Origin of the sequence: Rahnella sp. CG8 (assembly GCF_023701875.1) — a bacterium.
Taxonomy (GTDB): Bacteria; Pseudomonadota; Gammaproteobacteria; order Enterobacterales; family Enterobacteriaceae; genus Rahnella; species Rahnella aceris.
In genome coordinates this window covers 77,401-93,910 of the sequence record NZ_JABAED010000017.1, presented here as the reverse complement: position 1 = coordinate 93,910, position 16,510 = coordinate 77,401, and the positions used below count along the sequence as shown (strand labels likewise).

The window sequence follows — 16,510 nt, the reverse complement described above, 5'->3', positions numbered from 1 at the left end:
GTGCAGGAACACACAATACTGCCTGTGGGATCCCGGGCAGATGCACTGGCCGGGTATGAGCGGTCTGAATATCAGAAATTACCAGATCATCACCGCGTATTACGCTGACGTATTTACCGTCGGGTGCCTGCATTCGCACATAATAATCAATGCGTCCTGAATCCAAATTAGTGTCGCCGTGATCAGAATAAATAGAGAAGTATCCGTTATTGCGCTGGGTTGTCCCCTGCTGCTGATCGTCAAATTTCAGGGTGAAACTGGTACTGTTCGAGCCATACCCATCGTACAAACACATATCTATAGTAGCCGAGCCGTTCATTTGCGTTTGATTACCTTTAGTGCCGGGCAGCGGGCGCAGGTTAAGGTCAACGCGCGGTGCGGCTTCGCCAAATTCGGGTAAATAGATTTGCTGGTTGTTATTGTCAGTGACGTTGAGGGTGATGTGCGCTGTCCATCTGGCCAGATTTTTACCCGGGGACCACTGCCACAGATCCAGCGCCAGTGTACCTTCCCAGACTCCGCCAACCGGAAGTTTTTTCAATTCATCCCCGTTGATAAACATATAGAGAAAGGTTTCTTTGGCACCGTTGTCAGCCCCCGCAGTGACTAAAAAATGCGTGCCATCTGCCGAACTCGAATGGTAGCCTTTGAGATTAATAACGGCTTGCAGGCCGCTCTTCTTCTCAGTAAAGAGAGTAGGAATAAGCGTATCCCCTGTTGCTCCCCAGTCTCCATTCGCATTTTTGGCTTCGCCACTTTTACATTGCCCGGTCTCCGGAGACGTATTTGATAAACACCGCCAGTTATTTCTCCCCCATAACCTCGGGTCTTCGGTGTCATAACCTCCACTTTCATGCGTCCAGATGCCGAGTGTACTGGGCGGTGTTCCTCTGTCAAAAGTTGCGCTTACGGGCGTATCTCGTCCGGCAGGAGGCACGCTTTCTGCAAGTGCTGGCAGTATTGTCAGCACAGGTGCCAGAGTGGCAAACAGTGCAAAAAAACATGCTCTTTTAACGGACATATTCACTTTCCTTAAAGCTGCGGTGTAAAATTCACAATCAGATGTCCGGTATAATTCCCGGCTTGTTTACTGTTGATATCCATTGTCTTGGTGCTGAGTTCCAGTGGCGCAGGAACACACAATACTGCCTGTGGGATCCCGGGCAGATGTACAGGCCGGATATGAGCGGTCTGAATATCAGAAATCACCAGATCATCACCGCGTATTACGCTGACGTATTTGCCGTCGGGTGCCTGCATTCGCACATAATAATCAATGCGTCCTGAATCCAAATTAGTGTCGCCGTGATCAGAATAAATAGAGAAGTATCCGTTATTGCGCTCGGTTGTCCCCTGCTGCTGATCGTCAAATTTCAGGGTGAAACTGGTACTGTTCGAGCCATACCCATCGTACAAACACATATCTATAGTCGCCGAGCCGTTCATTTGCGTTTGATTACCTTTAGTGCCGGGCAATGGACGCAGGTTAAGGTCAACACGCGGTGCGGCTTCGCCAAATTCGGGTAAATAGATTTGCTGGTTGTTGGTATCGGTGAGATTGACTGTGATGTTGGAATCCCAGTGATAAACCTCGGTTTCGTTGCTGTTATGGAGAAGAATTTTTAGCTGAGCAGTCCAGATGCCGCCAACCGGTAACTTATTGAGTTCGGTGGCAGGGATTTTCAGGGTTAAGTTAACACCATCTGTTGAATCACCGCTGCAGGAGTTTTGTGCGCTTTGATTCATGGGCTTAGGATCGCCATACATCGCGCAATTTCCGTTATACCAGTAGGCTTCGCGTATTCCCTGCAATTCGAGAGTCTGCGTTGCGCCACTGCGCTTTTCCGTAAATTTAAGATAAACCGGCAGATAGGCGGCATATCCGCCTTTACCCGTTGGGCATTTACCATTTTCATCGCTGGTGCTTGACGTGCAGGCCCAGTAGTTAAGGCCCCAGCGACCGGAATTAGTCGAGTCGTATCCGCCGCTTTCTTGTGTCCAGATATTTACCGTTGATGCGGTACCCTTCGCGATGTTCAGTTCTGTATTGATGCTGTGATCCAACGGAGCAACCGTGTCAGCCTGCGCATCGGACAACGTGGCTAACAGGGTGCTCAGTGAAATAAATAAAGCAGTCAGAAGTTGTTTATGTTTCATTTTCTTTCTCGAATCGCAGCAGGTAAATCAGCAGGCTGAACCGGTTTACATAATGTTTTACCGACATAACGCACGACATCGCGGCTTGATTGCACGGTGACTGCGCACTGGTAATTCTGACTGCCACTGCGCAGATACAGGTTTTTCGCTAACGAGGTCATTTCTGCGGTAAAGCCGCCATCTTCTGAGCTGCTGAAGGCATTGGCATTGAGCAGGGTGCCCTGGGTTAACGGTTCGCCCGTGGCGGTAACCAGTTGTCCAACATAGGTATAATGCGATTCCATCGTCACTTCGCGTACTTTCATTTTCCCCGGCAGGAGGAACAATTTCTGGCTGCCTGCGCCCTGTGTAATGCTGGCCTGGCTACCTGAACTGACATCACGGCTTTCATCAACGGACACCTTGCCTTCTTCAAAACCGGTCACCGGGAATAACGCTTTGCTGTTCTGTTTCATGTGGGCCGCGCCGCCGCCCTGAACTGAAACGTCGATCAGTGCGTCATCTGCGGCATCCGCCTCTTCTTCATTACTGCCTTTCACCTTCACAGCTACCGCAGCACCCGGTGAGCCTGTACCGCCTGGCCCCCAGAAGAAGCCGGATTTAGATACCGCAACGGAAGAACTGTAGCTGCCGGTCACTGCGCCCTGATGGGTTTTTTGCTCATTGTCATAGCTGTCGGAAACGGTCAGTTCGCCTTCGCCATACTGGCCATTGAGACGGCCATGAACCGAGGCGTTAGCGTTATCGGTATCTGTGCCGCCCACGTCAATACCCAGTTCGCGGTCGTTATTGCTGCCCCAGTCCCAGTTCTGACTGGCGTTATACGTCATCTGCGCATCGCCGTTCTGGCTGCCCTGATAATCGGTGCTGAATGAAGTGTTGCTGCTGCGAAGCTGCGCATCTTTTGGCGTATTACGTGACAGGGAGAAGCCGACGTAGACACCTTTGTCACTATCGCTGTCACTGCTGCTCTGACGACGGTAGCCACCAAAACGCGTGGTGATCGTCATCTGTTTCCAGTTGAAGCTTTTATTCAGGCTCAGTTGCAAGGTTTTGGATGTACTCTGCGATTCGGTATTGTTGATCATGTTGTCTTCAAAAGGTTTTGAAGGATCGTACGTCGCAGAGTCCGGTGAGAGACTGGTATTTTTATTGTAAGTGTAGCCCAGAGAGGCAGACCAGCCCTTAACCGGCACGGAAAGTGTGGCGTTAATTGATTCGTAGCAGCCAATATCCGCATAATCATTTTCCCCGACATCGGCACTGGTGCAGCTTTTACCGTATGCGGCATTGCGATAGACGCTCATGGAAAAACCGTCGTTGTAGCTGATTTGCTCAACGTTACCTTTGGAACCGTCTGTGCCGCTAAACACGCTGGTCTGCATATCCAGCACGCCGTCGATCACTTTTCCGTTAAAACCGTGTGTCCATTGCAGGCCCGCTTCGCCATAATTTTCATTATCGGTATTGGCAATACCTGCCGTCGCCGTCAGCTCGGCAAACACCGGCAGACGCGCACCGGCTTGCATCACCGGTTTGCGTGATGTGCTGTCATTTTCTTCGTCATCTGTTGAGCTGACGACTTTGTTATCTGCCGTTTCACCGGCCTGTACAAACCATTGCATATGCCCGTCACTGATCCCGCCCGTTTTGGTAAACGGCTGGGTTTCGGTGCGCACGAGCTGGTTATTCTCATAAATTCGCAGGGTGACGGCATAACTGCCGCTCGGGAAGTTGCCGGTATCCAGCGTATTTGAACCGTTATTGAGATAAAACGTGCCGAGCAACTGATTGCCGCGATAAGCATCGACGCGGGATTTGCTGGAAAGCAGTACCACCAGCGGTGAACCTTTGCTGGCTTCATCAAGATTCAGGTAGCTCAGGGAACTCCCGGCACGGACGCCATCGATCGCATTCAGCGGTAACAGCGAGAAACTGATATTACCGCCCAGGTTGCTGGAAAGGTCGCGTGAGTCCATGCGTCCGGCCTGCACGTAGTGACGCTTACCTAAGCTCTGGCGGAAATAGAGATCATCGACAGATACTGTCTGGCTTTCACTGTCGTCACTTTTGTAAGAATCAAGCGACCAGTCAAAACCCACATAGCCGCTGGTCAGCACGCCCAGTGCGCCGGCGCCTTGTAGTGACAGACTCTGGTATTGATCCTGCGCTGCCACGTTCAGGGTTTGCTGATGAATTAAGGCATTTTCAGTCTGCGCGGTCGGGGTGTAATAAAGGGCTTTTTTATCAGCATCAGGCACCAGTGCTTTGCTGACAAAGACGTCGGCGGCGCTGTTGTTTTCATCGTAAATCAGCGCCAGCGAGTCGGTTTCCAGATAACCACAGCCCCTGGCGTCGGCATTGCTGCTGCAGGCCAGGTTGCCATGGCGGGGAAGCGGTGCAGACAAGGTCGCCAGCATTTTCTGGTAATCCGGCGTGCCAGTTTTCAGCGGCAGATTCAGTGCGGTAAGTACCGCCTGCGGGTCTTTAAACTGTATGGTTTCCAGTGTGACGTTGGCTTCAAATAAGCCGGCAGACTGGCCGAGCAGATTGACGTTCAGCCAGACGTTCTGACCTGAGACCAGCTCTTCGAAACCCGGAGGAACGTCAGAGCCAGCTAAAGCAAGATTGCTGAATAAAGCAAAATGAATTGCCAGAAAGCAAAGTGACACTTTCAAGTTAGGTTTCATTATTTTTCCTTTATTCAAAAATCTGAGAGGTGAAAAGAATCGGCCTGATTAACAGGCCGATGAGGAGTGATTCAGGTGGAATGAACGCTTATGGCGTTTCAGTTGCCTGAGTCAGTACCACGCTGACAACGCCGCTGTAGTTACCGGAAGCAACAGGTGCCTGAGTGGTCTGGCTGACTTTCAGAGGCTGAATGATGGAACCGTTAGTGGTATCGCCGTTCGGGAACAGGGTAGTTGCAGCCATGGTCTGCTGAGCCTGAGTCAGGGTCAGTTCGCCGTATTTAACAGTCAGTGGGATATTTGGGTTGGTACCCACGGTATCCATTAATTGCGGGGTACCTGCCAGGTTGATGTTCACATCTTTTTCAGCATCGTTAGAATAGATCTTGGTCATCTGTGTAACAGGTTCCAGACCTACGCCAGGCATATAAGTCATTTCCATCGTAGAAGGTAATACTTCGCCAGTGTCAGTGGTCATATCCAGAGTGGCGTCAACGTTTGCAGTCACAGTAATATCTTTCTGTACAGCAGAAGCGTTAATAGCGAAGCCCATGATTGCAGTGACCAGCAGTGGTTTGATAATTGATTTCATTTTTAATTCCTAATTAAGAAGATGCATATTGCTATGCGGGGTTTATAACAAGAGTTATTCTTTACGTAAAATAATGAGATCTATTTTGCGCTGAATTCTTTTACGCCAACGGTTTTATCTGTCCAGTTGAAGTATTTCACTTTCACCACACGGTAATTATTTCCTTTAAATAATTCCGGAGATAACGTTGCGCGCTGATTAGGGTAAATGCTATTTTTTACCGGTTTACTCCATTTACATCCGTCATCAGTGAGTTGCTGAGGACATAAGCCGATACTGTTAATTTTAAGATGAATATTGCCGGTGTTGCTCACCACGCGAGTCGCCGGATCCAGCGTGAAGTCTAGTCGCGGTGCGGCAGGCGGGACGGTAACCAGTACGCCCCAGATCATGCTGATGCCGAGTTTGGTCTGATTCTTCTGGTCACTTTTCCCACCGTTATTATTCAGCCCCGGAACACCTTCAAAGTAAACGCGATAGGCTTCTTCTGTTTGCGGTTGCTGAATATTAATCAGACGTATAATTCGGGTGGTGCCGGGTGCCAGTCCGAATTTCTCCGGTGTCACAACAATACCGTTACCAGATGACTGAGTTATTGTTGTTTCATTTTCCTGCGGCGTTGCCGGGTTATTTATTTTCTTTACCGTCGTTTTTACATATTCCGTGGTGGCGGAGTTTGTTGTTACGCTAATTTGTGCGCCACCGCTTTTCTGCATAGGAACCGAAATAGGGTAGACGCTTATTCCTGCAAATGATGATGCTGATAAAAGTAATGGGGAAGCCGCTAAAATCATTACCCATGATTTCAATTTTGTTAATGGCATTGTCATTTTCTCAATGTTTAATAAGTCGCTATCCTGAAGAATATTTCGTTAATTCCTTTTACTTGATATTTGTTTGGTTGCTTTCGATGGGGTGAATAATAGATTCAATGAATGTTCAGGTCAATGGCATGCAAATTAGCTATTTGTGTTATTTATTTGGCTATAAATGATATTCAACATAAATATAACATTTGGCATGATTTTCACTTTCATGATTATGAAGGGATTTTATTCGTTATTTTGTTTTTATAATCGTGAATGTTAACTAAATGAAGACGGCTAATTTCAAACTGGCGCACATCTACATGATGTATTAAGTTAAATGAATATAAACGTGATTTTGAAATTATCCATTAAAATCATTTAGATATAACATCTTCGGTTAACGGTTGTTGTAAGCTGTTTGGGTATTTAAATGGCGAAAAAGAAAGGAATAAGAAACGAAAGGGGAATAAGGGGCAATAAAAAACCCCGCCTGGGGCGGGGTTTGAGAGATTTTATGACGCGTGGGTTTCTTATAAACCTGCGGCTTCACGCAACTGAGCGGCTTTGTCGGTTTTTTCCCAAGGGAAATGTTCACGACCAAAGTGACCGTATGCGGCGGTTTCTTTATAGATAGGGTGCAACAGATCCATCATCTGGATCAAACCGTACGGACGCAGGTCGAAGAACTCGCGCACCAGCAGGGTCAGCTGTTCGTTGGAGACTTTACCGGTACCGAAGGTTTCCACCATGATTGAAGTCGGTTCTGCCACGCCGATAGCGTAAGACACCTGGATTTCGCAACGATCTGCCAGACCGGCAGCCACGATGTTTTTCGCCACATAACGTGCCGCGTAGGCCGCTGAGCGGTCAACTTTCGACGGATCTTTACCAGAGAACGCACCGCCACCGTGACGGGCCATGCCGCCGTAGGTATCCACGATGATTTTACGACCGGTCAGACCGCAGTCACCCATCGGGCCACCGATAACGAAACGGCCAGTCGGGTTAATGTGGTATTTGGTACCGGCGTTCAGCCATTCTGCTGGCAGGACAGGTTTGATGATTTCTTCCATCACCGCTTCCTGCAAATCTTTCAGCGAGATGTCTTCAGAGTGCTGAGTAGACAATACCACGGCATCGATACCGACGATTTTGCCTTCGTCATACTGGAAAGTGACCTGGCTTTTCGCATCCGGACGCAGCCATGACAGGGTGCCTGATTTGCGCACTTCAGCCTGACGCTGCACCAGACGGTGAGCATAAGTAATAGGCGCTGGCATCAGTACGCTGGTTTCGTTGGTCGCATAACCAAACATCAGACCCTGGTCGCCCGCACCTTGTTCCAGCGGATCAGTACGGTCAACGCCCTGATTGATATCCGGAGATTGCTTACCAATAGCGCTCAGCACTGCGCAGGAATTGGCATCGAAACCCATGTCGGAATGGATATAACCAATTTCACGAACAGTCTGACGTGTGATTTCTTCAACGTCGACCCATGCGCTGGTGGTGATTTCACCGCCAACCAGGACCATGCCGGTTTTGACATAAGTTTCACATGCAACACGTGCTTTTGGGTCTTGCTCTAAAATTGCGTCCAGTACCGCGTCGGAAATCTGGTCAGCGATTTTATCTGGATGTCCTTCCGAAACGGATTCGGACGTGAAGAGATGTTTAGCCATTATGTTCTTTACCTTACATACGACGGGTTAGATATCACTGCATAGCACTGGGGAGACTGGCAGATGAGGAGCAGAGCTCGCCATTGTCGCAATGCGTCCTGCATGTCCCCATTAGGCAAAGCCTTGAAGCAGTTTGCGCGTTAAACCACCCAAGCGTGTGGACGGATTAACATCTGGATGGCTATTTTAGGATAGCAGGCGTTCTGAATGCCAGTCATTTTTGTGACGGAGTGGGTGTTATTGTGCGGGTTTGCAGTGATTTTCACGGTCTGAAACTATTTGTACTGCATTTTCATTTTGCATTTACAGCGTGTTATCGGTATAAACGGCGCGCGCTATGCACATTTCTGCAGGCCCTGCAGAAGCAGCGTATTCCAGTAATTACTGTTTTCTCAGCTCGAATGCCCGCGGGTGATGCGTGGCACGTGTGGAGGTGGTTAGTTTAATGACCCACTTTTTACCGTTTGTAACATTTCAACAGCATCCCCTGCAGCCTTTATTGCGTTCTGCAGCACTTCTTTCAGACCCTCATTCAGAAAAGCGTCTGTCATCTCTGCGATGTTTCAGACAGCCTGATTACAGACAGGTCAGTCACCGACATCGGTACGCTACTCAGTAAGCTCAGGTCTGCGTGAACATCGCATTCCCGACATATAACTGATGTAGCCTGCAATCTCCCGGGGCATCCACCCCTGATTTCTCCCGACTCGTTACACGGAGTCTAAAAACGTGTTTTACAATGATATGAGTAGAAAACAGTCCCGTGGCTGTGGCTCGCAGGGTTTTATCCTGTCTGAAAGCCAGCCTTGCGGGTTGTTCTCACCTGTTGTTACTGCGATAGTGGCTGGCCATGTTGTCAGTATAGAAAGAGGATTTACCTATGTCTGATGACATCCAGTCCCACCGTCCGTCACACGCGGGCGATACTGTTTCTTTGCGCTCCATGCAGGAGGTTGCCGTGAACGATCGTGATGCCAGCAAGATGCTGCGCACTTACAACGTTGCCTATTGGGGTAACAACTATTTTGACGTCAACGAACTGGGCCACATCAGTGTCTGCCCGGATCCTGACGAGCCTTCTGCCCGTGTTGATCTGGCACAACTGGTGAAAGACATGCGTGAGCAGGACGGTCAGCGTCTGCCGGCACTGTTCTGTTTCCCACAAATTTTGCAGCACCGTCTGCGTTCGATTAACGCTGCGTTCAAACGTGCGCGTGAATCGTTCGGTTATGAGGGTGACTACTTCCTGGTTTATCCGATTAAGGTTAACCAGCATCGCCGCGTGATCGAATCGCTGGTGGAATCCGGTGAACCGCTGGGTCTGGAAGCCGGCTCGAAAGCTGAACTGATGGCCGTTCTGGCGCACGCCGGGATGACCCGTTCCGTGATCGTATGTAACGGCTATAAAGACCGCGAATATATTCGTCTGGCGCTGATCGGTGAGAAGCTCGGTCACAAGGTATATCTGGTTATCGAGAAGATGACTGAGATTAAACTGGTGCTGGAAGAAGCCGAACGTCTGAACGTGATCCCACGTCTGGGTGTGCGTGCACGTCTTTCCTCGCAGGGCTCCGGTAAATGGCAGTCCAGCGGCGGCGAGAAATCCAAATTCGGTCTGGCGGCCTCTCAGGTTCTGCAACTGGTTGAAATGCTGCGTGAAGCAGGGCGTCTGGAAAGCCTGCAACTGCTGCATTTCCATCTGGGTTCACAGCTGGCGAATATCCGTGATATCTCGACCGGCGTGCGTGAGTCTGCGCGTTTCTACGTTGAACTGCACAAGCTGGGCGTCAACATTCAGTGCTTCGACGTGGGTGGGGGGTTGGGCGTGGATTACGAAGGCACCCGTTCGCAGTCTGATTGCTCGGTGAACTATGGCCTGAATGAATACGCTAACAACGTCATCTGGGGTATCGGCGATGCCTGTAACGAACATGGCCTGCCACACCCGACGGTGATCACCGAGTCTGGCCGCGCCGTGACCGCGCACCATACCGTGCTGGTCTCCAATGTGATTGGTGTTGAACGTAACGAGTTCAAAGAGCCGGTTGCGCCTGAAGATGATGCACCGCGCGCGCTGGGCAGCATGTGGGATACCTGGAACGAAATGCACGATCCGGAAAACCGCCGCTCATTGCGTGAATGGCTGCACGACAGCCAGATGGATTTGCATGATGTCCATTCGCAATACGCACACGGTATTCTGGATCTGACGCAGCGCGCCTGGGCGGAAGATATCTACCTGAATATCTGCAACAAAATTCAGGATCAGCTGGATCCGAGCAACCGTGCACACCGTCCGATCATTGACGAATTGCAGGAACGTATGGCGGACAAACTGTACGTCAACTTCTCGCTGTTCCAGTCTATGCCGGATGCGTGGGGTATTGATCAGTTGTTCCCGGTGCTGCCGCTGGAAGGTCTGGATAAGCCACCGGTAGGTCGTGCTGTGCTGCTGGACATCACCTGTGATTCCGACGGCACTATTGATCACTACATCGACGGTGACGGCGTAGCCACAACCATGCCGATGCCGCCGTACGACCCTGAGAATCCGCCGGTGCTGGGCTTCTTTATGGTCGGTGCGTATCAGGAAATTCTCGGCAACATGCATAACCTGTTCGGCGATACTGCAGCAGTAGATGTCTTTGTCTTCCCTGACGGCAGCATTGAAGTGCAGCAGTCCGACGAAGGCGATACCGTGGCGGATATGCTGGAATACGTGCAACTGGATCCGAATGTGTTGCTGGCCCGTTTCCGCGATCAGGTAAAAGAAACTGATCTGGATGCGGAATTGCAGGCGCAGTTTGTTGAAGAGTTTGAATCCGGATTATACGGTTATACGTATCTGGAAGAAGATGAGTAATTCGTTGAAATAATACGTCGTATTACCGTCACAATAATATGGCGAAGGGGTCCTCCTTCGCCATTTTTTACTATTCATAATTGACAACAAAAGTACCGGTGGCAGAGAAGCGTCCTACCGAAATACTCCTGGAATCGCCGACCAGTTGCGCGTTGAACTGTAATTGTTTAGATGAGGGCATATTCAAATCAGTCACTGAGTAAACGGAATTGGTGTCGTTAGGTTTCAACTGGCTGCCAGAACCTGTGGTAATTTTCACACCCACACCCGTTGCCGCATTTGATGTCACTGAATTACCCAACAACATATTGTTCCCCGGCGCGACAATATTCGTCGTCATCCGGGTTTTAAACATGTTCACATTCGTACAGCCGGAAGCATTCAGGCTGAATTTCGTCACGCTGGTAGCCCCTGAATTGACTTTTGCTGCACTGTAATCCCCCAGCGGGATAGTACCGCCGCCCGCACTGCTGACCAGCGCAGTACAGGTTGGCGTTTGCACGGGGAAGGAGAAAGTACTCATATTCAGACTAATACGATGGTTGTTAATGTCCTCCTTACCCACCCTGAATCCACCAATATAACCCGCCGAAGCCGGTCGAATGGAGGTTACACCTGCGGGTATACCGGTGAACTGGGGGGTCTGAAAAAGCACAATATAGTAATCATACCACTGACCCCCATCCATTGAGTTTTCCAAATTGGTGGTATTCTGTGCCGTGGTTTCATTGTCAGAGAAAAAATAAGGCATAAAAGCTTGAACTCTGTAACTGGCCCCGGTGCCTCTGATTTGAACTGAATAGAGGATCCCCGGGATATTGGTGGCATATAACCCCGCACTGGGGGAAACACCCGCGTAATCGTCAACCTGAGGAATGGCGCCGGCGATCCCATATAAAATCTCACCAGAATCACCCGGGCTACAATCGGTACGCGCATTCTTAGTTGTGGTTGCTTTTTGATTTAAGTCCGTAATCATTTGCGTCCTGGCCACGTGCGGTAACAGGGAAACCACAGAGCCGGAAAAGCTTAATGTTGCGGTGTAGGGGGCATCCCTGAAATAACATTCTACTGCCGCCTCAGCCGGTTTAACGGTTAAATCCCCCGTTAGTACTAATAAAGCGGTAAAAATGAATGTACGGATGAAACGAGACGACCGTATATACACTGTATTAAAAGGTAAATGATTATTCATAGCTAACACTCACTAATACTTTTGATGTAACCCGGCCTGCTGAGACAGCGCCTGTATTCTGATAACGTGTATAGAAGTGATAGTCCGTTATTTCAGCAACGGGTGTTGCGGCGTTTATCGGGAAATTCACATCGGAAGAACCGTCTGCCTCCAGCACATTGGTGTTGTATTTCTGGGAAAATATCACCAGGCCCACGTTATCGGCGCCATCTGCTGCACCGTCTGTTTCGCTGATAAATACCTGTTTAGAGCCAGGTGCGAAATTTCCTGATTGCGGGGCAAAACTGAAATGAACATTCTCTATCACATCCGTGCATTCGCTCAGGCTAACAGTGAACGGATAACCGCCCAGCTGATCGGTGGGTAATATTGGCGCAGGCGGGGAACCGCGATCATCAAAATAATTGACGCTAACGGTAGGTAAATGAATGGCGCCGCCATTTTGTACGGTTAACTGGCAGGTCGTCTCGAGAATATTAGCTTGTATATTCAGGTTGAGATCACTTTCCGCACTGGTGACGAAAGGAAACCCCACGGCTAATACCGTTAACAAGCGTAATAATGTGTTATTCATATTCACCGGGTGATTTATCATATTCCTTCCATTAGTCTTTGCTCGGCGATTTATTGATAGATAATCACAAACGTGATCGGTGCAATAAAGTTCCCTGAGGTAACATTTGATAGTGTACTGCCTGCTGCAATCACCATTCGGGCATTCATATTCAGGGTTGTGCCCGCAGTGGTGAGTGTGACCGTTTGCGGTGTGGCTCTGTCGACACAACTGAACTGAGTGCCGCTGTCAGGTGCATTCCGCCAGAGTTCAACCGCAGTCGCCGCTGCAGTGCCGCCATTGTTGGCAAATGAATCACCACTGGCTCCGGTACCGGAGCAGGCTCCTGCTGTTGGGTTGGCGGTGATCTCGGCGGATTTAACGCCGGAGCAATCGCTGAAAACCAGTTTAAAAGGCTGAATTTTACTTTTCTGTTTCAGTTCTGATTTATAGACATCATTAAAGTTAATGGCGGATGTCGGTGTCCCTGATGAGTTTTGAATCTGGGCAGCACAAGTCCCTGCTTCAATAGTAGAAGTAAAAGTAGCGGTTAAATTTTCAGTCGGCGTGAGCTCAACGGCATGTGCTGAACACGTCATGATGAATGCTGCTGAAAGCAGTAAAATTTGTTTGGGTTTCACGTTATTTTTCTCCATGCAGATCTTTCATAACCTGTTTTTTCTATTTTATTCATAGTTAAAGTTAAAGGTGGCAACGGCGCTGAAATTCCCCGTTGTTCCTTTATTTGCTTGCGTTTCTTGCAGGCGTGAAATCAGGGTGACCTCTTTTGCATTGATTTCTGCGCTGCTCCAGTTGAGCCGCTGACTGTCATTGGTGGAATTAATCACAAAAGGCTGGTTTGACGCCGAGGCACGTGCAATAGAAACGCCCAAAAAGGAGGATGCCCCTTCACCTGAAACTCCATTACTAATCAGTGTGTTAACATAATTTGACTGCGTACCCCTTATGGTGGTTTTAATCGATGTGACTCCCGCCGGGCATTCCACAATTTTTATTTTGAAGGTTGCCGTAGCAGCATTATCACCGGCAATAATTTTATCTAACCCCACCTTTCCGCCCGAACCAACAGGAATGGTATTGTTAATGCCATTTCCTGAACCGCCTTCCAGTCTCATTTCACACGTCGTTTCAATAATATTAGCGCTAAAAGTAACGTTAACATTTTGTGCGAAAGTCGGTGTCATGTTCATATTGATAAATAAAGCTGAAAATATCGAGAATGATATTCTGTATCCCTTTCTCATTCTTTTTCTCCTGTTTATTCTATTTACCCGGAAATCAATGGGTGATTGTGCAAAGGATATTTTTTAACATGATTGTCATGTTCACTTTTTCTGGGGTTTCCGGGATGGAATAATTAATCTGACAGGATTGGTCAGACTGACTTCCCCAGACAACATGCAGTATCCCTTTATCATCGATACCGCGAATGAAAGCCATTCCGCCCTGGCCCATATTTCCCACGAGGATGTTTTTATCATTAAAAACATCAGCACCTAAAGGAATGAATCCGTTATCGGAACGTTGCAACTCCATAATAACTGAGCGGCCTTCATCGGTTTCGAAATTAACTAATACCACTGAACCACTGCGCGGGTAGGTAATCGTGCTGGTATTAACAATATTAACGTCTGCCTCCAGTGTGCTGATGTCCAGACCCACCGTATTTTCCTGATAGGGTGAAAGATAAGGTGTGATTGCATATCCGTTACTGTCAATCCGACCTTCACCCGTACTCATTTTTGTGCCCTTCGCCCCTTTGGCGCTGACCAGTGCCAGCGTATCGGAGTCATTGATGTTTCCGGGAGCAAATGTAATCCCGTCAGCATGAATAACCATACCTCCGCTGGAGCCGAAGGAAGCCTGCCGTCCTCCGTCATCGGTTAAAGAGGCGGAAAGACTCACGGGGCCGTAAGCGCTGTTATAGCTTCCGTATCCGCCAATTTGATTTAAATTCTCTGAGTCGGCGAGTGAAGATGACGTATTAACGCTGTAGTTGTAGCGATTATCCTCGCTATAACCGCCAGCACTCATGTCCATTTGCGAGGAGCCTTTAAAGTCAGTGCTTATGCCGGCATTTAGGTTGGTAAATCCACCGGGACGTTTACCCTGCGTGAAAATGTTTTCCAGAGGAATACTCAGATTAACATACAGTCGATTATCCTGGTCGCCATTCTCGTTATACTCACGCTGAAGGGAAATACTATAGTTTGCCCAACGATAGCTATTGTTATATCCGAGAGAAAACTGAGACGTTTTCTTATTTTGATTCCAGTAAGTTTCCCAACTGCCCGTCATATAAAGAGAACCATAACTTTGTTCACGATATTCCAGAGGCTGGTTAACATTAATTTGTATCTGGTTTTTCATTCTGTCGTAATTTTTAAAAGTTTCCTCTTCATTCATTGGATCCCGGCTGAGTTCATCCTGAAGTGAAGCGGCATCGCGTAAGCTCAGATAGTCCTGTGTCGAAAATCGGTAAGCCGCAACATTCAGCGACGTATTGGTTTCAGTCAACAGCTTATTGTAAGAGATTCGATAGCTCTGACCGTCGAGTGACCGGTCGTCGTCGATATCGGCACGGGAGTGGGTAATGTCGAAGGCAAATGCACCCGCCGGGGTATTCATCGCAACCCCTGTCAGCAGGGCAAGGTAGTCCGATGACATCGCTTCAGCACCGGCATAGCCGGTGAAGGTATTATTGATCCCATAATAGCCAGTCAGCACCGCCACCTCGGGGGAGTTGCTGGATGAACTCTCATTGAGTTTGCCGAAGCCTACATCCCAGCGGCTATTACCGGGGCGTAACATCTGTGTGACCGAGGAGAAGGGCACTGAGAAAGAACGCCGGGTGCCATCTGATTCTTCTACTGTCACGTCTATACTGTTGCCATAACCCGTTGGGTTAATGTCATCAAGAGCAAAAGGTCCCGGCGGTACGGTGGTTTCATAAATCACCGTACCGCTCTGGCGGACAGTCACTTTCGCATTACTGTTTGCGGTGCCGCGGATCACTGGCGCATAGTTGTTAGATGAACCCGGTTGCATGCGGCTGTCACTGAACACCCTGAATCCTCTCAGATTGATGGAATCAAAGGCATCGCCCTGAGTGTAAGTATCACCCAAAACGAACTGGGCTTTTAATCCGGTGATATCGTGCTGAACATAAGCATCCTGACTGGTATAGGACAGGCCATTTTCCTGATCCCAGTTGGTTGAACCTCTGGCACGAAAACGCCAGCCAGATAAGTTCGCGCCATAATTCAGCCCTGCATAGGCGCTGTCGCGAGAATCTCCGTCAGCGCTTGAACGGTAGGCATTCATGTCGTAAGACAGCATGAACGCTGGAATGCCTTCTTCCCACAGAGCCGGATTGACATAACCAGAAGGACGTTTTGCGAGATAAATCTGCGGAATAGTAATATCCAGGCGTTGTTCCGATGAATTGAATTTGACCTTTGAATGACTGAGTTTTTCGGTCAGATTAATGCACGTTGTTTCCCCGCCTTCCGGCGAAATATCTGCAGTATCTTCTTTATCGATATCGATATCGATGAGGATATCTAACTGCTCAAGCAATTTTTGCGTGAGACACGGGCTGGCAATATTCGTCCCGTTATCAACGAAATTGACTTTAGAGTTTAGTTTTAATGAACCGTTAATAAAAATACCGACGCTGTAAACGCCTGGCACAACAGGATTGCCCTTGCTAAAACGGCGGGTGTCTATTTTTTCACTGTTTGCTGTGCTGTAAAGAAACTGACTATCAAACTCTACATTTTCATCATCATCTCCAACTTGCTCATCGGATTTATCATTGGTAACCGCAGTTTCCGCCACGGACCTGGGTGACCACACAGCGCTGACGCCTATAGTCAATGGAAGCAGTAATAATCCCGTTGTGATTTTATTTTTTTTCATAATATTGCTTTTTTTATGAATCAGATG

The 16,510-nt window shown here is 48.7% G+C and carries 12 protein-coding genes; 1 reads left to right on the top strand and 11 read right to left on the bottom strand.

Going from position 1 to position 16,510, the window contains the following annotated elements:
* The 6 genes from HGO41_RS16615 to metK form a co-directional block, all read right to left on the bottom strand.
* Positions 1–1,021 (bottom strand): CblD like pilus biogenesis initiator family protein (locus HGO41_RS16615; RefSeq protein ID WP_250981233.1); only part of this gene is annotated, 1,021 nt, incomplete at its 3' end.
* 11 nt (positions 1,022–1,032) lie between these two features.
* The gene (locus tag HGO41_RS16610; RefSeq protein ID WP_250981232.1) at positions 1,033–2,157 is read right to left on the bottom strand and encodes a CblD like pilus biogenesis initiator family protein; all 1,125 of its coding nucleotides are present in this window, start codon (positions 2,155–2,157) and stop codon (positions 1,033–1,035) included.
* Positions 2,154–4,847 carry a TcfC E-set like domain-containing protein gene (locus HGO41_RS16605; RefSeq protein WP_250981231.1) on the bottom strand — a complete coding sequence of 898 codons (2,694 nt, stop codon included), beginning with the start codon at positions 4,845–4,847 and terminating at the stop codon, positions 2,154–2,156. The genes HGO41_RS16610 and HGO41_RS16605 overlap by 4 nt, the downstream gene beginning before the upstream one ends.
* 88 nt (positions 4,848–4,935) lie before the next feature.
* On the bottom strand, positions 4,936–5,439 hold the full coding sequence (locus HGO41_RS16600) for a fimbrial protein (RefSeq protein WP_013576817.1): 504 nt from the start codon (positions 5,437–5,439) through the stop codon (positions 4,936–4,938).
* 80 nt (positions 5,440–5,519) lie between these two features.
* The gene (locus tag HGO41_RS16595; RefSeq protein WP_223509085.1) at positions 5,520–6,155 is read right to left on the bottom strand and encodes a fimbria/pilus periplasmic chaperone; all 636 of its coding nucleotides are present in this window, start codon (positions 6,153–6,155) and stop codon (positions 5,520–5,522) included.
* 623 nt (positions 6,156–6,778) lie between these two features.
* Positions 6,779–7,930 (bottom strand): methionine adenosyltransferase, encoded by a 1,152-nt coding sequence (gene metK, locus HGO41_RS16590; RefSeq protein WP_112150883.1) that lies wholly within the window; start codon positions 7,928–7,930, stop codon positions 6,779–6,781.
* 880 nt (positions 7,931–8,810) lie between these two features.
* On the opposite strand from metK, the gene speA reads away from it, so the two are divergent.
* Positions 8,811–10,793, top strand: a complete 1,983-nt coding sequence (gene speA / locus HGO41_RS16585; RefSeq protein ID WP_013576814.1) for a biosynthetic arginine decarboxylase — start codon at positions 8,811–8,813, stop codon at positions 10,791–10,793.
* 70 nt (positions 10,794–10,863) lie between these two features.
* Here speA and HGO41_RS16580 read toward each other — a convergent pair whose 3' ends face one another.
* The 5 genes from HGO41_RS16580 to HGO41_RS16560 are packed head-to-tail and all read right to left on the bottom strand — an operon-like array spanning position 10,864 to position 16,483.
* Complete coding sequence (locus HGO41_RS16580) at positions 10,864–11,988, bottom strand: fimbrial protein (RefSeq protein ID WP_112150882.1); 1,125 nt, start codon at positions 11,986–11,988, stop codon at positions 10,864–10,866.
* Positions 11,981–12,583: a fimbrial-like protein gene (locus tag HGO41_RS16575; RefSeq protein WP_013576812.1), complete on the bottom strand. Its 603-nt coding sequence runs from the start codon at positions 12,581–12,583 to the stop codon at positions 11,981–11,983. Before HGO41_RS16575 ends, HGO41_RS16580 begins: the two co-directional genes overlap by 8 nt.
* 29 nt (positions 12,584–12,612) lie before the next feature.
* Positions 12,613–13,182 (bottom strand): fimbrial protein, encoded by a 570-nt coding sequence (locus HGO41_RS16570; protein ID WP_240433005.1) that lies wholly within the window; start codon positions 13,180–13,182, stop codon positions 12,613–12,615.
* A gap of 45 nt (positions 13,183–13,227) precedes the next feature.
* Entirely contained in the window at positions 13,228–13,806 is a 579-nt protein-coding gene (locus tag HGO41_RS16565) for a fimbrial protein (protein WP_112150880.1), read from the bottom strand.
* A gap of 34 nt (positions 13,807–13,840) precedes the next feature.
* Complete coding sequence (locus HGO41_RS16560; RefSeq protein WP_250981230.1) at positions 13,841–16,483, bottom strand: outer membrane usher protein; 2,643 nt, start codon at positions 16,481–16,483, stop codon at positions 13,841–13,843.
* Positions 16,484–16,510: the final 27 nt, after the last annotated feature.

Coding starts and splice junctions, on each gene's coding strand:
- HGO41_RS16610 (WP_250981232.1), bottom strand. CDS start 2,157: ATGAAACATAAACAACTTCTGACTGCTTTATTTATTTCACTGAGCACC.
- HGO41_RS16605 (WP_250981231.1), bottom strand. CDS start 4,847: ATGAAACCTAACTTGAAAGTGTCACTTTGCTTTCTGGCAATTCATTTT.
- HGO41_RS16600 (WP_013576817.1), bottom strand. CDS start 5,439: ATGAAATCAATTATCAAACCACTGCTGGTCACTGCAATCATGGGCTTC.
- HGO41_RS16595 (WP_223509085.1), bottom strand. CDS start 6,155: ATGCAGAAAAGCGGTGGCGCACAAATTAGCGTAACAACAAACTCCGCC.
- metK (WP_112150883.1), bottom strand. CDS start 7,930: ATGGCTAAACATCTCTTCACGTCCGAATCCGTTTCGGAAGGACATCCA.
- speA (WP_013576814.1), top strand. CDS start 8,811: ATGTCTGATGACATCCAGTCCCACCGTCCGTCACACGCGGGCGATACT.
- HGO41_RS16580 (WP_112150882.1), bottom strand. CDS start 11,988: ATGAATAATCATTTACCTTTTAATACAGTGTATATACGGTCGTCTCGT.
- HGO41_RS16575 (WP_013576812.1), bottom strand. CDS start 12,583: ATGATAAATCACCCGGTGAATATGAATAACACATTATTACGCTTGTTA.
- HGO41_RS16565 (WP_112150880.1), bottom strand. CDS start 13,806: ATGAGAAAGGGATACAGAATATCATTCTCGATATTTTCAGCTTTATTT.
- HGO41_RS16560 (WP_250981230.1), bottom strand. CDS start 16,483: ATGAAAAAAAATAAAATCACAACGGGATTATTACTGCTTCCATTGACT.